Annotated in this window: 22 protein-coding genes; 10 read left to right on the top strand and 12 right to left on the bottom strand. The window is 29.2% G+C overall.

The genetic code is table 11. The annotated features are described in order from the left end of the window. Positions 1–149 precede the first annotated feature (149 nt). The 6 genes from FDT66_RS11475 to FDT66_RS11450 all read left to right on the top strand — a co-directional run bounded on the left by FDT66_RS11475 (position 150) and on the right by FDT66_RS11450 (position 4,021). Positions 150–1,262, top strand: coding sequence for a LytR/AlgR family response regulator transcription factor (locus tag FDT66_RS11475; protein ID WP_138536655.1), 1,113 nt, complete (start codon positions 150–152; stop codon positions 1,260–1,262). A 131-nt stretch (positions 1,263–1,393) separates the two neighbouring features. Then, positions 1,394–1,732 carry a c-type cytochrome gene (locus FDT66_RS11470; protein WP_246034863.1) on the top strand — a complete coding sequence of 113 codons (339 nt, stop codon included), beginning with the start codon at positions 1,394–1,396 and terminating at the stop codon, positions 1,730–1,732. A gap of 11 nt (positions 1,733–1,743) precedes the next feature. Then, a complete protein-coding gene (locus FDT66_RS11465) occupies positions 1,744–2,166 on the top strand; it encodes an OB-fold protein (protein ID WP_138536651.1) in 423 nt (140 codons plus the stop codon). Positions 2,167–2,173: 7 nt separating this feature from the next. Beyond that, entirely contained in the window at positions 2,174–2,719 is a 546-nt protein-coding gene (locus FDT66_RS11460) for a YceI family protein (protein WP_138536649.1), read from the top strand. Between the two features lie 3 nt (positions 2,720–2,722). Then, entirely contained in the window at positions 2,723–3,580 is an 858-nt protein-coding gene (locus tag FDT66_RS11455) for a DUF5777 family beta-barrel protein (protein ID WP_138536647.1), read from the top strand. An 18-nt stretch (positions 3,581–3,598) separates the two neighbouring features. Then, the gene (locus tag FDT66_RS11450) at positions 3,599–4,021 is read left to right on the top strand and encodes a thioesterase family protein (protein WP_138536645.1); all 423 of its coding nucleotides are present in this window, start codon (positions 3,599–3,601) and stop codon (positions 4,019–4,021) included. Positions 4,022–4,081: 60 nt separating this feature from the next. On the opposite strand, the gene FDT66_RS11445 is transcribed toward FDT66_RS11450, so the two are convergent. The 9 genes from FDT66_RS11445 to FDT66_RS11405 form a co-directional block, all read right to left on the bottom strand. Beyond that, the gene (locus FDT66_RS11445; protein WP_138536643.1) at positions 4,082–4,786 is read right to left on the bottom strand and encodes a DUF4369 domain-containing protein; all 705 of its coding nucleotides are present in this window, start codon (positions 4,784–4,786) and stop codon (positions 4,082–4,084) included. 38 nt (positions 4,787–4,824) lie between these two features. After that, positions 4,825–6,129, bottom strand: a complete 1,305-nt coding sequence (locus FDT66_RS11440) for a DUF819 family protein (protein ID WP_138536641.1) — start codon at positions 6,127–6,129, stop codon at positions 4,825–4,827. A gap of 2 nt (positions 6,130–6,131) precedes the next feature. Continuing rightward, complete coding sequence (locus tag FDT66_RS11435) at positions 6,132–6,812, bottom strand: DUF2490 domain-containing protein (protein WP_138536639.1); 681 nt, start codon at positions 6,810–6,812, stop codon at positions 6,132–6,134. Between the two features lie 3 nt (positions 6,813–6,815). After that, the gene (locus tag FDT66_RS11430) at positions 6,816–9,992 is read right to left on the bottom strand and encodes a WD40/YVTN/BNR-like repeat-containing protein (protein WP_138536637.1); all 3,177 of its coding nucleotides are present in this window, start codon (positions 9,990–9,992) and stop codon (positions 6,816–6,818) included. A gap of 200 nt (positions 9,993–10,192) precedes the next feature. After that, positions 10,193–10,357 carry an Arc family DNA binding domain-containing protein gene (locus FDT66_RS11425; RefSeq protein WP_072555273.1) on the bottom strand — a complete coding sequence of 55 codons (165 nt, stop codon included), beginning with the start codon at positions 10,355–10,357 and terminating at the stop codon, positions 10,193–10,195. Between the two features lies 1 nt (position 10,358). After that, positions 10,359–11,282, bottom strand: a complete 924-nt coding sequence (locus FDT66_RS11420) for an alpha/beta hydrolase (RefSeq protein ID WP_138536635.1) — start codon at positions 11,280–11,282, stop codon at positions 10,359–10,361. Beyond that, a complete protein-coding gene (locus FDT66_RS14060; protein WP_171032375.1) occupies positions 11,275–11,772 on the bottom strand; it encodes a hypothetical protein in 498 nt (165 codons plus the stop codon). The genes FDT66_RS11420 and FDT66_RS14060 overlap by 8 nt, the downstream gene beginning before the upstream one ends. 1 nt (position 11,773) lies before the next feature. Further along, positions 11,774–11,932 carry a DUF4177 domain-containing protein gene (locus FDT66_RS11410; protein ID WP_138536633.1) on the bottom strand — a complete coding sequence of 53 codons (159 nt, stop codon included), beginning with the start codon at positions 11,930–11,932 and terminating at the stop codon, positions 11,774–11,776. 35 nt (positions 11,933–11,967) lie between these two features. After that, positions 11,968–12,828, bottom strand: a complete 861-nt coding sequence (locus tag FDT66_RS11405; protein WP_138536631.1) for an SPFH domain-containing protein — start codon at positions 12,826–12,828, stop codon at positions 11,968–11,970. Positions 12,829–12,951: 123 nt separating this feature from the next. Here FDT66_RS11405 and FDT66_RS11400 point away from each other — a divergent pair, with 123 nt between their 5' ends. The 3 genes from FDT66_RS11400 (at position 12,952) to FDT66_RS11390 (ending at position 14,987) form a co-directional block, all read left to right on the top strand. Further along, entirely contained in the window at positions 12,952–13,734 is a 783-nt protein-coding gene (locus FDT66_RS11400) for a S1/P1 nuclease (RefSeq protein WP_138536629.1), read from the top strand. A gap of 116 nt (positions 13,735–13,850) precedes the next feature. After that, positions 13,851–14,375, top strand: coding sequence for a redoxin domain-containing protein (locus FDT66_RS11395; RefSeq protein ID WP_138536627.1), 525 nt, complete (start codon positions 13,851–13,853; stop codon positions 14,373–14,375). Between the two features lie 3 nt (positions 14,376–14,378). Next, the gene (locus FDT66_RS11390; RefSeq protein ID WP_138536625.1) at positions 14,379–14,987 is read left to right on the top strand and encodes a thioredoxin family protein; all 609 of its coding nucleotides are present in this window, start codon (positions 14,379–14,381) and stop codon (positions 14,985–14,987) included. 170 nt (positions 14,988–15,157) lie between these two features. On the opposite strand, the gene FDT66_RS11385 is transcribed toward FDT66_RS11390, so the two are convergent. The 3 genes from FDT66_RS11385 to FDT66_RS11375 form a co-directional block, all read right to left on the bottom strand. Beyond that, a complete protein-coding gene (locus FDT66_RS11385) occupies positions 15,158–15,382 on the bottom strand; it encodes a hypothetical protein (protein ID WP_138536623.1) in 225 nt (74 codons plus the stop codon). 13 nt (positions 15,383–15,395) lie between these two features. Further along, a complete protein-coding gene (locus tag FDT66_RS11380) occupies positions 15,396–16,127 on the bottom strand; it encodes a hypothetical protein (protein WP_138536621.1) in 732 nt (243 codons plus the stop codon). 314 nt (positions 16,128–16,441) lie between these two features. Beyond that, positions 16,442–17,290, bottom strand: a complete 849-nt coding sequence (locus tag FDT66_RS11375; protein WP_138536619.1) for a DUF2911 domain-containing protein — start codon at positions 17,288–17,290, stop codon at positions 16,442–16,444. A 124-nt stretch (positions 17,291–17,414) separates the two neighbouring features. Between FDT66_RS11375 and FDT66_RS11370 the strand changes: the two genes are divergently transcribed. After that, positions 17,415–18,179: an NAD(P)-binding domain-containing protein gene (locus tag FDT66_RS11370; protein WP_138536617.1), complete on the top strand. Its 765-nt coding sequence runs from the start codon at positions 17,415–17,417 to the stop codon at positions 18,177–18,179. Positions 18,180–18,204 lie beyond the last annotated feature (25 nt).

Here is an 18,204-nt window from a genome sequence, read left to right as displayed (position 1 = left end):
TAAACGGAATATAAATGCTTAAAGAGGAAAATTTGGCTTTGAAAAAATAAGTTGTATTTACAATAAAATTTATTTTTGGAAACTATTCATTTTCAGAAATATTAAAAATTAAAACCCTAATTTTAGCAAATACAAATTACTTTTAAAAAATGAAAAAAGACCGACTTTATTTTTTAACTTTATTATCTATTGCGTTAATTTTTTTATTGGTTGCCATGTTTGCATCACAATATTTTATAAAAGTTAGTGCAAATCAACTTATAGAAGTTCAGGTAGAATCTAGCAAAAGAGAAGCAAATGAAATTGCTAGGTTTGTTGAGTTTCAATTGGCTAATGGAATTTCTAAAAACGAAGTAGTAGAAAACATACAGCAAACTATTGAAAGTACAAATACAGATAGTTGGTTTATAAGTGTTTTTAATTGGTCTGGTAAAGAGGTTGCAAACCCTAATAAAACAAAAGTAAATCAATTAATTACTTCAAACGAAAAGCTCTTATCATCGTTAAAAGAAAAAAATAATTCTGACGATTTGTATGATTTGTTAGTAACCAACAATTTACTAAATAAAAATAATGCTACTTCAGAAATCATTCATATTTCACCCATTAAAAATTCCGATTTAATTGTAGCAGCAAACGTAAATACTAAAAGTATTTCTGCACAAATGAATGCATTAAAAAGTAATTTTTATCTCATATTTTTAATTATGGGTATTTTGGTAATTGTACTATCATTTTTAGCAGTTAGGTTTATTGGAAGTGCGTATGAAAAGCAATTGGAACTTAAAAACTCTACCTTAGCATCTGAGGTGATAAACTTATCTAAATTAAATACTGATTTGGTTTCTTACAGAGAAAAAGTTACCGATTTAAAAGAAGAAAAAATAATTGAAGAAGCTGAAACAGAAGAAACTTCAGAGAAAAGTAAACAACGTATTTTAACGTATGTTAGAAATGAGTTGGTGCCAATTCCTATCAAAGAAATTGCTTTTATTTTTACGGAAAATACCATCACTTATGTAGTTTGTTTTGATGGAAAAAGATCCACAACAAATGCAAGTTTAGACGATATGTATAGTAATTTAGATCCTACAATATTTTTTAGAGCAAATAGGCAATTTATTATAAGTATTGCTGCAATTGATAAAATTATAAAGTATGGCAACAGTCAGTTAAAAATTTTACTACAGTCTAAAACCTCAGAAGAAATAATTATTAGTAAAAATAAAGCAGCAGAATTTAAGCAATGGTTAAATATGTAAAATTTTTAAAAGGCTTTTTTTCCTTTTTAAAGAAATTATTTCCCTTTTACGCAACTAAATTAGTAAGTAATTGCTTTGTTTTAGTTTCTTTACAGTAACAAATTTTAAATCCAATTAAAATGAATCACAAAATGAAATTTAGAGTACCATTTTTAATACTAATTTTAGGAGTGTTTTTTGCTTCTTGTATTGCAAATGTAGAAGAACAATTAGAAGAAACAGATCCTGGTGTAAATACAAAAGTTTCTTACAAAAACAGTGTGAAACCAATTATTGATGGCAGATGTGTATCTTGCCATTCTTCAGGAGGAAATTTCCCAGAATTAACAAGTTACGCAAAAGTTAGTGCAAATGCAGCCATTGTAAAAGATGCAGTAGCAAGTGGAAGAATGCCACGTGGAGGAACTTTAACAACAGCACAAATAAAAAGTATTGTAGATTGGGTAGATGAAGGAGCTTTAGATAATTAAAATAAAAAGATATGAAAGCAAAAAAAATCATTCTTTCGATTTTAATTTTAGCAGTTTTAGGATCAATTATAGCCTATAAAATATACAATAAACCGCATATAAATGTAGCTGATGAAAATGCAGATATTACAATTTCTGCGAGTACAATTTTAGCTGATTTTTCTTCAGATGAAACTACTGCAAACAAAAAATATTTAGAAAAAATAATACAAGTTAAGGGGCAAGTTTCTGATGTAAGTTTATCAAACGGAAAAGGAATTGTAACCTTGCAAACTGATGATGATTTTGGAAGCGTAATTTGTCATTTAACAGACAAAGAATCTACTAAAATTTCGGAAATTAGTAAAGGACAAGAACTTATTATAAAAGGAATTTGTACAGGCTTTTTAATGGATGTAATTCTTGTAAAAAGTATTATAATCAACCAACAATAACAATATTATGAAAAACATATATACACTATTTATTTGTCTTTTTTTAGCATCTTTTACAAATGCACAAGACAAATTTTTAACAAAAAATGGCACAATTACATTTTTCTCGAAATCACCAATGGAAAATATTGAAGCCGAAAACAATCAAGTTTTAAGCATAGTAGCTACCAAAACAGGTCAAATGGCAATTTCTATTTTAATGAAATCGTTTATGTTTGAAAAAGCACTAATGCAAGAGCATTTTAATGAAAACTATGTAGAATCTGATACATACCCTAAAGCAACTTTTAAAGGAAGAATTTTAAGTTTTGATAAAATTACGGCTACAGAAAGCGCTACAAAAGTAAAAGGAGAGCTAACAATTCACGGTAAAACAAAAGAAATTGTAATTGAAGCACAAGCAAAAAGAACTGACGATGCAATTGTAATGTCAGGTAGTTTTTTTATTGACTTAGCAGATTTTGGTATAGAAATACCTTCCGTAGTAAAAAATAACATTGCCAAAAAAATAGAAGTTAGCTTTAACTTTGACCATAAACCTTATAAAAAGTAAATCATGAAAAACCAACTACTAACCACATTTTTAATACTTTTTAGTTTACAACTTTCTTCTCAAGATTTATTAGATGTTTTAGATGCAGAAACTCCAGAAACCTCCAATGTTGTAACAGCTACTTTTAAAGGAACTAGAATTGTAAACGGACATTCTATAGAAAATAGAAAAAAGAAAGAATTAGAGTTTATCATATCACACAGGTTTGGAAGAATAAATACAGGCTTTGAAGAGCTTTTTGGTTTAGATCAATCTAACATTCGTTTTTCTTTTGAATATGGTTTAACGGATAATTTAACAGCAGGTTTAGGAAGAAGCAGCTTTGAAAAAACCTATGATGGTTTTTTAAAATATAGTTTAATAAAACAAAAAACAGGAGCGAACTCTTTTCCTTTTGCTGTTTCGCTTTTTGGAAGTATTGCAGCCAAAAGTCAAAAAGCAATTCCTGGAAATGAAAGAACTTTTGCAGAAAGCTTATTTTATACAGCACAAGTTTTGTTTGCAAAAAAAATAAACTCAACACTTTCTTTTCAAGTTACACCAACATACGTTCATAGAAATTTAACGGCAATAAATGAAGATCCACATGATATTTTTGCACTTGGTTTTGGAACGAGAATAAAGTTGAGTAAACGAGTTTCTTTAAATGCTGAATATTATCCTCAGTTTCAAAAATTAAAATCTATAGATGCTAAAAATTCACTGGCTTTTGGTGTTGATATTGAAACAGGAGGACACGTTTTTCAAATTATTTTATCAAACGCTATAACCATGATAGAAAAAGGTTTTATTACAGAATCTACAGGTAGTTTTTTTGGAGGTGATATTCACTTAGGTTTCAACCTTTCCAGAACCTTTTAATAAAAAAAACTGCGTATTATGTTTCAGCGAAATTATAAAGTAAAAGGTGAAGATGTAAATGATTTTATGGTAATGCAAAATAGTGCGTACTTAAAATATGCATCTATAGTAATGGAAACTTTTTTGTTTGTAAATGGTTTTACAAAGCTAAAAATGAATAATTTAAAAGTTGGTTTGCAAAAAAATAATGACCAAATTATACAACAAAAACAACTATTATTTACACAACTATTTGTTACAAAGCTAGAGCTTAAATCTTTGGGTGTTTGCGAACAAAAAATGTCTATTGCTGTTCATTTTTTTAATGAAAAAGGGGAGTTGTGTACTACTGTTTATAGAGAAATTTATTGGTTTGATTACACTTCATGGAAAGTTATTACACCTCCAAAAACAATAACAAAATACTTTATTGAAAAACAAAAACTTGGTAAAGTAAGTTAATATATATCAAAAGAAAACCGAGCAACTTGCTCGGTTTTTTTTTTACACATAACTAGATTTTTAGTTATTTTCTTTCTCTTTAATGTCTTTAATGTATTTATCTAAACGCTTTCCGTAAATAGAGTTTTTAACATCTTCACTTAACGAGTTATTTATGGTGTCTAATAGCTTAATGTTTGCGTTATATAAGTCTGTTAATGCAATATAAGGTGCAGCTTCAGAATTTGCATTTGTTATTGCAAAATTAGTAGTGAATAAAAATCTTCTTCTAATTAAACTTTGATAATCTTTTTCTAGCTGTTCTAGTAAATCAGTATCATTTGCTTTTTTAGCATCAAACTCTTTTTTAATAAATTCTAGACTTTGATTTTGAAATTTCGAATTAATTTTTAAATAATCATTAAAAACTAATTGATTTTTAGATCCAGTAATTTCAGGGTTAAATCCAAAAAGCTCAATATTATCATTTATTGTAATGGTTCCTTCATTACCAAAAAATAAAATACTTTTATTGGTGGTATTTCCATCAAAAGTTAAATAATACATTACAGGTGAATCTACATTGTCTGTCAATTTAAAATTTCCGTCACCAAAAACTTTTACAGAATCTACAGATACTAAAACAGTATCTTGCATTTTTTGTAGGTATAAAGTTCCCTTTTTTAGTCCTTTAATATTTCCTTGAACAACCATGTTTCCTTCTTTTTTAGAAGAACAAGCAAATATTAAAAACGATAGAATAAAAAAAGTAATTATATTTTTCATGATAATAAAATTTGAGTCTGCAAATATGCTTTATTTTTTTAAATCGTTGATGATAATTCCATTAAAATCGTACATAAAATTGCACCAACAGTACCAATTGCATATCCAAAAACAGCTAATAAAACTCCAACTGTAGCTAAAGATGGGTGAAATGCTTGTGCAACAATTGGTGCAGATGCAGCACCTCCAACATTTGCTTGACTACCAACAGCCAAAAAGAAATAAGGAGCTTTAATTAATTTTGCTATTAAAACTAATAAACCTGCATGAATACTCATCCAAACAAAACCAATGGCAATTAAACCAGGATTTTCAAAAATCATTTTTAAATCCATTTTCATACCAATTGTAGCCACTAGTATGTAAATAAAAATACTACCTATTTTACTAGCTCCTGCACCTTCGTAATTTTTTGCTTTTGTATAAGATAAAATAATAGCAACAATGGTTGAAATACTAATTAGCCAGAAAAAACTAGAGCCCAAAAACGAGAAAATATTACGTCCGGTTTGAGATTCCATAGAACTTACGATATCACTAAAAAAAGTTCCTAAAAATTTTGCTGAAAAATGTCCGAAACCAACTGTACCAAATGCAATTGCTAACATAATCATGAAATCTGTTAGGGTTGGATTTCTTTTCACTTTTTTAGAAAAAGTAATTACTTTTTGTTTCAATTCTTCAATAGCAGAAGTATCTGCTTTTAGCCACTTATTAATTTGGTCTTTTTTACCAATTCCAATTAATAAAACTGCCATCCAAACATTGGCAACAACAATGTCTACAAAAACCATTCCTCCATATTTTGCAGGATTGTATTTGTAAATTTCTAACATGGCAGTTTGGTTTGCACCACCACCAATCCAACTTCCAGCAAGTGTAGAAAGTCCACGCCAAACAGCATCAAAATCTGCGCCACCAACTGTTTCTGGAGAAAATATTGAAATTAGTAAAATTGCAATAGGTCCACCAATTATAATACCAACAGTTCCAGTAAAAAACATGATTAATGCTTTGTTACCTAAGTTAAAAATGGCTTTTAAATCAATACTCAATGTCATTAAAACCAATGCAGCTGGTAACAAAAAGCGACTAGCAACATAGTATAATTGAGATTTGCTTTTAACAACTTCACCTAAAGTGTTTTCTGTTTCCCATTCTGGAGCAATTACTCCAATTGTTGTAAAAATTGCAGGAACAAAATACGCCATAAATAAGCCAGGAACTATTTTGTAAAATTTTGGCCAAAAACCGGTTTTTATACTTTCTGTATAAAATACAAATCCTAAAGAAAGCATTAAAATACCAAAAACAATGGCATCATTTGTGAAAATTGGTTCCATTTTTATATTGTTTTTTTAGAAAAATCTGTATTTAAAATTACACCTAATTGAAGTCTTTTTAAAACTACATTTGGTGTTTTAATTTGAAAGTAGCCCATTCTTAATTTAATATTTTTGTTTAGGGTATGGATAAAACCTGTTCCTGTCCAATTTTGTACAAACCTTTTGTTTCTGTTCAAGTTCAAAAATATTTCATTAAAAACATATACACTCCAGGTTTTTGAAAGTGGGTAACTTACATTTAAATCGTAACGTATCCAATTTTGAAACTGATCTATATTAATATTTTTATGTATAAACCTTTGCTCAAACCTAATACGATGTTTTGCTGTAATTTTGCCCCATAAAGACTTTAAATTTAAATCTTCATAAAAACGAAATTCATACAAATTTGCAGAAGAAGTATCGTAAGCTAAATCTCCTGTTGCGTAACTGGTACCCAAAGTAACATTAGTTTTTGGATTGAAGGCGTAATTTAGTCCTAGCCTGTAAATTTCTTGTTGAAACTCACTCACAAGTTCATAATACCTAAAATGCGCCATTGTTTTTAATGAAAATTTTTCTGATAATTTATGTGATCCATTATACATATACCAAGTTCCTAATTGATCTTCAGCAGATTTTTGAGCTTGTGTTGAAGTAATAATAAAACTTAGGCAGCATAAAATAAAAAGTTTGTGCATATTTTAATTTATTGAATAAATTTTAGTCTCTTTAAACGGAGATATTTTTATATTTTCTGTTTTAGACTTGTAATTTTGCCAATCATTATTAAAGAAAGTATTTGTTTCGCTAACAACTTTTTTAAACTCGTCTTTAAATTGATTCATTAAAATTGTTTCTGTTTTGGTTTGTTCACCAAAACGAGAGCGAATGTATCTACTTGCTTGTCCAAAACGTTGGTTTACTGTAATTTCTGGGTTTCTAGTAATACCTTGTCTTTTATCTATTGAGCCTAAATATTTGGCAATTAAATCGTCAATTTTTTTAATAATTTCTGTAGATGCTTTTATCTCATCTTTAAACTTTTGCTTGTCTTCTTTAGATAAGTTTGATTTTATAGTAGTTGCTGTATTTTTACTCTCAACTAATTGTTTTACAATACCGGCAATTTTTTCTTGATACTGTTCTAGCTCTTTACTAGCATTGTATTTTTGATTGATGGCTGTTTCAGAAATTTGTAATCTTGGGTCAAACTCAACTTTTATTTTTTGTTCAGAAACCTCGTTGCCAAATGTCATTTTTAGGCGATAAGTTCCAGGTTTTACTTCAACTCCAGAAGGTTCTCTAGTAGATTTTCTAATACTTCTAGATGCTCTAGCAACTCCTTTTTCTCTTAAATACCAAGTGGTTTTATGAACTCCGTTTTCTTTAGGAGTTTTAAACTTTAAAGTTCTTATTTGTCTGGCTCCATCAAAAATTTCTAGTTTAATAGAATCGTATTTAACTTTATTATCTTCTTTTTTTGATTCAGATTTTTCTTTTTTATCAACTGCTGGTTTGTTGATGTAATAAGAAATAATAGCACCACCATTTCTATTTTCTCCTTGATACATTGCATCTGCACCAAATCTACTTCCTGTTGGTTGTTGGTAAGCAGCTTGATATGCAGTTGGAGGTTCAAATAAATGTAGTTTTTTAGAGGCTGCTTTATTATTTGCTAAAGCTCTTAGTGGGCGAATATCGTCTAAAACCCAAGCAGCTCTTCCGAAAGTTCCAATAACCAAATCATGTTCTCTTGGATGAATTACTAAATCTTTTACAGGTACTGTTGGAAAACCATTCGTCCATTTTGTCCATTTATCTCCAGCATCCATAGAAATATACAAACCATCATCAGTTCCTAAAAATAGTAGATTTTCATTTTCTGGATCTTCAATAATACAAAGTGTATAACTTTGCACATCATTTTCATCAACAATACGTTCCCAAGTTTTTCCGTAGTTTTTAGTTCTAAAAGCGTAAGGTGTGTAATTAAAACGTCTATAATCATTGGCAACTAAAAGTGCTTCTCCTTTATTTTTATTAGAAGCTTTTACTTGAGTAATCCAACTGTTTTTAGGTAATCCTTTAATGTTTTTTGCAACGTTTGTCCAATCTTGTCCACCATTTTTAGTGATATGTACTTGACCGTCATCAGTAGCAGCCCATAAAACATCTTTTTCTAAAAGAGATGGTTCTATTACTAAAATGGTACAATGATTTTCTGCACCAGTTGCATCCATTGTTAACCCTCCACTTTCAGATTGTTTTAATTTTTCTGGATTGTTGGTAGTTAAATCTGGTGAAATAACTGTCCAAGTTAAACCTTTGTCTGTTGATTTGTGAACAAACTGGCTTCCAAAATATAATGTTGAATTATCAAAAGGATCCATATTTATAGCAGCATTCCAATTGAAACGAAGTTGTACATCTGGATCTGAATGTGTTGGTTTTACAGAGTAATTGTTTCCGGTAACATAATCGTATCTTACTACAGAACCTTGCTGGCTCATAGACCACCCATAACGTGAGTTATCTTTGTCTGGAACAACATCAAAACCATCACCAAAAGATATTTCTTGCCAATAACTATTTCTAATTCCTTGAGATTTCCAAACATATGCAGGTCCTCGCCAAGAACCATTGTCTTGCATTCCTCCATAAACGTTATAAGGAAATTCATTATCTACATTAATATGATAAAATTGTGCTACAGGAATGTTGCCTATAAAACGCCATGATTTTCCACCATCTTTTGTAATGTTTAGTCCACCATCATTTCCATCAATCATAAATTTTCCGTTTTTTGGATGAATCCACCAAGCATGATGATCTGGATGTACACCATTATTTACACCATAAGCTGGCATTAATTGCTTAAAGTTTTTGCCACCATCTTCAGAAACATTTACATAGGTAAAAACAGTGTACAATCTGTTTTCATTTTGTGGATCTACGTAGATTTCTGAATAATAAAACGGACGATTTCCAATACCTGGTTTGTCATTTATTTTTTTCCATTTAAAACCACCATCTTCACTTTTATATAGGGCGTTTTTTTTCGCCTCTACCAAAGCATAAATTACGTTTGGTTCACTTGGTGCAATGGCTACACCAATTCTACCTAACTCTCCTTTTGGAAAACCTTCTTTTTCTGTAATTTTTTTCCAATTTTCACCTCCATCATGTGTGATATATAATCCACTTCCTTCTCCACCAGATTTAAAAAACCAAGGATCACGTTTGTGTTCCCACATCGCAGCAATTAATTTATTAGGATTTGTTGGATCCATAATTAAATCTGCAGCTCCAGATTTTATGTTGGTAAATAAAATTTGTTTCCAAGTTTTTCCACCATCAATAGTTTTATAAACTCCTCGTTCTTTATGTTCGCCCCAAGGTGAACCAATTGCACCAACATAAACTACATCTGGATTTGTTGGGTCTATAATTACTCTATGAATATGACGCGTTTTTTCTAAACCCATAGATTTCCAAGTTTTTCCACCATCTAAAGATTTGTAAATACCAAAACCACCATTTAAACTGTTTCTTGGGTTTCCTTCTCCAGTTCCTGCCCAAATTACACTTGGGTTAGATTGTTGAATTGCAACAGCACCAATAGAAGCTGTTAGCTCGTTTTCGAAAATTGGTTTCCATTTTACACCTCCAGAAGTAGATTTCCAAATTCCACCAGAAGCAGTTCCTACATATATTATTTCTGGATTGTTTTCTACAACGTCAATTGCAGTTACACGTCCAGACATTCCTCCAGGACCAATATTTCTTGGTTTCATGTTTTTTATCAAATCCATTGAAAACTCTTGTGAAAAGAGTAGGGAAGTAGCACATAAAAAAAGTAGCGTGAATATTTTTTTCATTATATAAAGTTTGATTTGTTAATTTTAAGCGAACAAGATACAAAATAGAAAACGCTCCATAAAAAAGGAGCGTTTTTTTAACATTTTTGATGAGTGGAGTTTTGCCTTAAGGTCAAAAAGACAATTACTATTTCATTTCTAATGAAACAAAGTAGAATTTAAAAATATCTTGATTCATAAAAATAAATTTAAAGTCTTTTTTATTCTTCCTTTTTTTTAGGCGCTCTTTTTGCGTCTTTTAAAGCTTGCATTAGCATCCATTCTATTTGTCCGTTAGTAGAACGAAATTCATCTGCAGCCCATTTTTCAATGGCTTTAATCATATCTTCATTAACTCGCAACGCGAAAGCTTTCTTTTTTGCCATGTTATTTTTTTACAAATTGAACAATTGTTTCAATGAGTTTTTTTGAAATAGGATATGCTGCTGAATAGTAAGATTTCATATTGTCTTCGTCGTTTTCGATATTTTTTAAAACATGATTCATGTTTTCAATAATTACCAATTCAGCTTTTTTGTTTGCTTCGTTTAAACGTTTTGCATCTTCAATACTTACTTGTAAATCTTTATCGCCATTTATAATTAATGTAGGAATTTCTATTTTTTTTATTTCTTCAATAGGATTTAATTGCATCCAAGATAATAGAAAAGGTTGATTTGGTTTTGCAAATACACTTATTAAAAATGGGTTTACAACTGAAATTTTACCATTAATCCTCAAAGAATCAAACTGTTCTTGTGCCGCTTTAGCCAAAGTTGGGTTGTTTTTACCAATTTGTTTCACAATAGTTTTATCTACAGCTTCTCCAGTGCCAGCAATTGAAATGTACTTATCTACATTTTCTAGAGCGAACATTGCTATTAAAGAACCTTGGCTATGACCAACTAAAATGATTTTTGTAAAACGTTTGTCATTTTTAAAATGGTTGATTACTTCTTGAGCATCAAAAACAAAATCTTTTATTTGAGTATCTTTTAAAAACTCTTTGTTTTTACTATTAGCTGTTCTTTTATCATAACTAAAAAAAGCAATATTATTTTTATTTACTGCATCTCTAAATTGTTTTATATAATTCGCTTTTACAGGTGTACCTGCTTGATTTCCATTTCTATCTACATTTCCAGAACCATGAACCCAAATAATTAAAGGTGTTTTTTCTTCAGAAAAAGTTAAAGTTCCTGGAAGTTGAATTGCTTGATTATTAATGGTGATTTCTTCGGATTTTATTTGTGCATTCGAAACAAAAACGCCTAAAATGGATATCGCTAAATATGTTATAATTCTAATCATTATTTATGTATTTTTTTAAAACCTGAGTTGCTTCTTCTTTTTTTTGAGTTCCAATTAGTAGCTTTTTATCGTTTTTTAATACCAATTGAATACCAATATCACCAGATACATTTATACATTTTCCTTTCCCTTTGTTCCAAAAAGCACCACCTTTTAAGCCCCACCCACCATATTCTCCAATTGGATCGTAAATTCTAACAGTGGCTTTTTCAATTTCATTCCATTTGATAATTTTATAACTAAAATGAAAAGGTAAAAATTGATAATGAATTCCAACTTCATCAATTCTGGTTTTTAGTTTGAATAGGAAAATAAATCCTACAGAAAAAGCAATTGCTAAAATGGTTACAATAAATTCTGTGGAACTCATATTAGAGTTTTCATTAAAAAACTCTTTTCCCATAACGTATAAAGGAACAATTAAACTAAAACCTAAAATTACGATGAGCCATGTTTGGGTAAAACGTTGCTCTTCTATAAAAACTTTCATTTTATCTGTTTTTATCTCTTTCTAGTACAATGGCATTCCAATTGGTTGGCATTTCTTTTAAAGCCCAACCTTCTCTAGCATATTGATTTAATAAATCTTCCAACTTTTGAACTCGATTTGTAAAACCTAATTTTAATGTGACTACTTTGTATTCTTTCATGATTTAAGCTTTTTATTTATTTACAGCTTTCAGTATTAATGACTCAAAGTTCCAGCATTTACAACAGGTGAAGCTTCTTTGTCACCACATAAAATAACTAATAAATTACTAACCATGGCAGCTTTACGCTCTTCATCTAACTCCACAATTTGTTTTTTATTCAATTCTTCCAAAGCCATTTCTACCATTTCTACTGCACCTTGCACAATTTTATGTCTTGCAGCAACAATTGCAGTTGCTTGCTGTCTTTTTAACATGGCAGAAGCAATTTCGTTAGCGTACGCTAAATAACCAATTCTTGCTTCTAAAACTTCAATTCCAGCGATTGTTAAACGTTCGTCAATTTCTTTTTCTAATGCTTCAGAAACTTCGTTTACACTTGAACGTAAAGTAATATCTTCATCATGACCTTCATCAGCAAAATTGTCATAAGGGTACATGCTAGCCAATTTACGAACTGCAGCATCTGTTTGTACACGAACAAAATTTTCGTAATTATCTACATCAAAAGCAGCTTTATACGTATTTGTAACTCGCCAAACTAAAATAGTGGAAATCATTACAGGGTTTCCTAATTTGTCGTTTACTTTTAATCTTTCTGAATCAAAATTACTTGCTCTTAAAGAAATGGTTTTTTTTCTGTATAAAGGATTTGCCCAATACAATCCGTTTTCTTTAATAGTTCCTACATATTTTCCAAATAATAAAATAACTTTTGAAGTGTTTGGGTTTACCAAAATAAAACCAAAAAAACCAATAAAACCAAGTACGCTTAAAATAAGATACACTGGGTTTTCTTGTTGAATTGATATTGCAATACTTCCAAAAAAGAGTATTAAAACGACTAGTAACATTAAATAACCATTTGCTGGCTTAATAATTTTTTCTGCTTTCATGATGTTTAATTTAGTATGATATTAAAATGATATCACAAAGATATACTATTATTTTATTGATTTCCAAATATTTTTGAAATTTATTTTTATAACTTCGCAAAATCATTCTATAAAACTATACAAATGAAGTTTAAATTAATTTTACTGATATCTTTCTTTTTTGTTGCAAAACCTACTACTGAAGAAACTGTTTTTTGGGGGCAAAATGGACATAGAGCCACTGGAAAAATAGCCGAAAGCCATTTGACTAAAAAAGCAAAAAGAAAAATTGACAAATTATTAAAAGGACAGAGTTTAGCATTTGTTTCTACTTTTGGTGATGAAATAAAATCTGACAGAAAATATAGAGAGTTTTCTCCTTGGCATTATGTAAATATGGATTTAGATGAAACGTATGCAACTGCAGAAAAAAATCCAAAAGGAGATTTGGTTACTGGTATTTACAAATGTATCGCAGTTTTAAAAGATAAAAACAGTACAGAAGAAGATAAAAATTTCTACCTAAAAATGTTAGTTCATTTTATCGGAGATTTACATCAACCAATGCATATTGGAAGAAGAGAAGATAAAGGTGGTAATGATATTCAAGTACAATGGTTTGGAAAAGGAACCAATTTACATGCAGTTTGGGATACAAAAATGATTGAAGAATGGAATATGAGTTATTTAGAATTAGCAGACAACGCAAAAGATTTGTCTAAAAAACAAATTAAAGCCATAGAAAAAGGAACTATTGAAGACTGGGTAAATGAAGTTCATCAAATTACGAAAGAAGTTTATAAATCTGTAAAAGTTGGTGAGAATTTACGTTACGAATATTCATATAACCATTTTGGTATTGTTAGAAATCAACTACAAATTGGTGGTATTCGTTTGGCAAAAATATTAAATGATATTTTTTGCTAAATTTCTATTTTTAAGTAAGATACCACAAAAACTTCAAATTTTAAATTTGAAGTTTTTTTTTGTTAAGAATCCGTTAAATGCTAACAACGTGTTTTTTTTATGCGTAATTTTAAATGATGAAGTTAAAAGTATTTTATTTTTTATTTTTATTAGGAGTTGTTTTTTCATGCAAAAATGAAAAAGAAACAGCAAAAACAGTAGTTGCAGAAAATAAGCAATCCACAGTAGTAACTTACAATTATAGTGAGTTAAAACCTTTATTAGAAAAAAATGATGACAAAACTTACGTCATAAATTTTTGGGCAACTTGGTGTGGACCTTGTGTAAAAGAGCTACCAGCCTTTGAAAAAATAAATAAAGAATATGCAGATAAAAATGTTGAGGTTATTTTGGTAAGTTTAGATTTTCCAAAGCAAGTAGAAAAAAAGCTAATACCTTTTATTGAAAAGAAAAACTTACAATCTAAAGTAATATTATTAGACGATGTAAATGAAGATGTTTGGATAAAAGCAATAGATACAACTTGGTCTGGAGCCATACCTGCTACTTTAATTTATAATAAAAACAAACGAACATTTTACGAACAATCTTTTGAATACGAAACTTTAACAAACGAATTAAAAACCTTTTTAAATAAATAAAAAATGAAAATAACAAAAGCAATTTTACTACTATGCGTTTTTGCATTAACTGCATTTACCATAAAAACAGATACAGAAGCAGGTTATAAAGTTGGAGATAAAATTGAAGATTTTAAGCTAAAAAATATTGATAATAAAATGATGTCTTTATCAGATTTTGGTGAAGTAAAAGGCTACATTATTATTTTTACGTGTAATACTTGTCCATATTCAGTAGCAAATGAAGACAGAATTATTGCATTGGATAAAAAGTATAAAGCTGCAGGTTTTCCTGTTGTAGCAATCAATCCAAATGATCCAAATGTAGTTCCTGACGATAGTTTTGAAAAAATGCAAGTTCGCGCAAAAGAAAAAGGTTTTACATTTCCTTATTTGTTAGATGAAGGACAAAAAGTATATCCAAAATTTGGTGCAACTAAAACACCACATGTTTACATTGTAACGGCAAATGATATGAAAGTACAATATATAGGTGCAATTGATAATAGTTCTAGAAACCCAGATGCAGTTTCAGAAAAATATGCAGAAAATGCTGTAGATGCTTTATTAGCAGGAAAAAAAGTAGAAAAAACTGATACAAGAGCTATAGGTTGTACTATTAAAACAAAGTAGAATATTACATTTTGATATTAAAAAAAATCCCAAGTAAAATTGGGATTTTTTTGTTTTTAGCTAACGTGGGTTGTGTAAGAAGAGTTGCGTGGTTTAAGCAATAGAAATAGCAAATAAACAAGAACCAAGAAAATTTGAGAGAATTTTTGCAAGTAGGCGTGAACAAGCAATTACTTATAGTCATTGTTGTGTGTAGTTTTCTTTTCTTTTTTTGCTTTTAAATATTTATATATCATATACATAACTAATTGAATTATACCAACAATTAATAATAATTGAGTCAAATTCATATTATTATCAAAATAGAAATAAATACTCATTGCAATAAAAATTGCGCCGTATAATAAACCATTTTTCGCTCTATATGTAAAGTATTTAGATATTTTATTTTCCATCTTAATACTTCTTTTAACACCAAGCATCAGGTCCAGCACCAATACAGGAAACCATAATTGCTACATTAATTTCTGGGGCGATTGCACTTAACAATATCCAAACCAAACCATTACCTCCTACAGTACAATTCACGCATCCAGTGTAGTTGTAATTTCTACAACAAGTATCTTCAGTTCTATGAGCATACGATGAGTTTTTGTGAGCTGAAAGTTGTTCGGAATACACATAGTTGCTAAATGAATTGACAGAATTATTTGTTACGAATTCTAAACTAGGATTTTTATTTTCTATTACTTTAATAAAATCATTTTTATCTAAAGACTGAATGTTATATAAATTTTCAACTTTTGATGACCTTAAAAGTGAATACTTGCCATTGAATTCATATGCTATTATTTTATTATTTGGATTGTCAGTTCCAATTGATATTATGTTAACATCGGTATTTAGAAATGATATATAATTAATATTGTCTGTATCTAATTTATCTATTTCAATATCATTTTTTCTTATTTCATTAATCAATCCAAGTGATATAGGGTTGTTTTTATTTAATGTTTTTATTTCATTAATATTTAATTTTTCTCTTGTTTCACTATCAACTTTTTCTGATAGACTTACTTTTTTAGATTCGGGTTGTAAGTTGATAATTTCATCATTTTCTGTTTGACAAGATTGACTTAATAGTAAAGAGAAAATTAGTACAATACTTACAAATAATGGTTTTGTGAATTTATTTTTCATAATTTATAATTTTAAGTTGTTTTTTATCTACTCTTTCGATTTTCGTTTCTCGGTTTACTTTTTCTTTTACTTCGGTTTCAACTTTCACATTTTTCCGATTTTGGATTGTCAGTCCGTTTTTGACCGTTCTTATTACTTAAATTACACACAACTTTAATACTGATATGACGTCGTTTAAATGACTTATATCAGTAGTTAGCTAATGTAATTTTTTTTATTTAGAAAGGCAATAGGGGAAAACACCCTTTTTTAAAACAAAAAAAATCTCAAGTAAAAACTTGAGATTTAAATATTATTAAGAAAAAGAAATCAATTTACATTGCTCCCCATTCTTTTAAAGATGCTTTGTTCATTTTTACGTAACCAGCATTGTTTGCTTTTTCAGCATATTTTAAAGATTCTTTTGCAGCAGCAATGGCACTTTTTTTCTTTCCTGCTTTTGCATGAATTAAAGATTGCTGACGTAAAAACCAAAATCTTGGTGAATCAGAAGTCATTTCAACAGCTTTGTCTATCCAAGTTTGTGCTTTATTAATGTCTTTATCTGCCTGTAAATAGTAAACTGCAGCAGCATACATATCATTGGCAGTTGGACCCGTCATTACTTTATCAATGCTTTTAGAAACCATCATGTCTGTAGGTGTATTAATTTTTAAACCAACATAAGTTCTTTCCCACATAATTCCTAAAACTGCAGAGTCATTGGTTAAATCATCAAAAGTAATTGTAAAAGTTTCAATATCCATAGGAATATCTTGTGCAGGTACAGTAACTTTTGCAGCTACTTTTTGTTCATCCCATTGTCTTGGGTTTCCCCAGTTTGTAGCATCAGTATATAACATAATATCCCAGTTTTCTTTTCCAGGAATTGTATACAATGCATACGTTCCTGCTTTTAACGTTTTTCCATCAATCATAAAATCTGTAGAAAAAGTCAACTTTGTATTTTCGTTAGCTCCTGTTCTCCAAACTTTACCATAATCTTCTAATCCGCCAAATATTTTTCTTCCTTTCATACTTGGTCTAGAATATTCTAAAGTAATATCTGTTAAACCAACTTTTTGTTCTATTTTTTGGAATGGACTTGGTGCTGGAGTTTCAATTTGTGCATTGGTTACATAACTTAATGCAACTACAAATAAACTTAGTACTATTTTTTTCATATTATAAATTGTTTGTTAGTAATACTACCAAAATTACAACTTCAAAAAAGGCTAAACGTTAACAAAACCTTAAAATAAAGCAATGTATCTTTGCTGTTATTAAATTAAAAATATCATTTTACAGATGAATAATATAAGTGTTTTAGGGTGTGGTTGGTTAGGAAAACCGTTGGCAATTTCTTTTTTAGAAGCTGGTTTTATAGTAAAAGGTTCTACAACTTCTGAAGAAAAAATGACTGATTTAGCATCTGTAGGAATAGAACCTTATTTGGTAAATATTTCTGAATTTGAAGAGTTTGATGAATTTTTAAACACAGCTATTTTAGTAATTGCCATAACTTCTAAAGATGTGGATGGTTTTGAAAACCTGATTTCTCAAATTCAAAATTCTGCAGTTCAAAAAGTTATTTTCATAAGTTCTACTTCTGTATATCCAAGAATTAATAAAATAATGACGGAAGAAGATGCTGTAATGACTAAGAATCCATTAGTAGCAATTGAAAATTTATTTAGAGAAAACACTTTTTTTGAAACCACAATTATTCGTTTTGCTGGCTTGTTTGGTGGCGAAAGACATCCTGCAAATTGGTTTAAAGACGGACGAAAAATTCCGCAACCAAAAGGTTTTGTAAATATGATTCATAGGGAAGATTGTATAGAAATTATTCATGAAATTATCAACCAGAATTGTTGGAACGAAACGTTTAATGCTTGTGCAACACATCACCCAACAAGAGAAGAATTTTATGTAAATGCAAGAATAAGCAAAGGTTTTGCAGCTCCTGTTTTTGAAGAAAATGATAATGTTGAATGGAAAATTATTAGTTCAAAAAAAATACAAAATGTGCTAGGATATGAATTTATCCACGATAATTTGATGAAAATTTAAGTATCAAGGTTTGTTATATGTTTGC

The organism is Polaribacter aestuariivivens (assembly GCF_005885675.1).
In the GTDB taxonomy this organism is placed as follows: domain Bacteria; phylum Bacteroidota; class Bacteroidia; order Flavobacteriales; family Flavobacteriaceae; genus Polaribacter; species Polaribacter aestuariivivens.
This window is presented reverse-complemented; position numbering and strand designations above follow the sequence as displayed.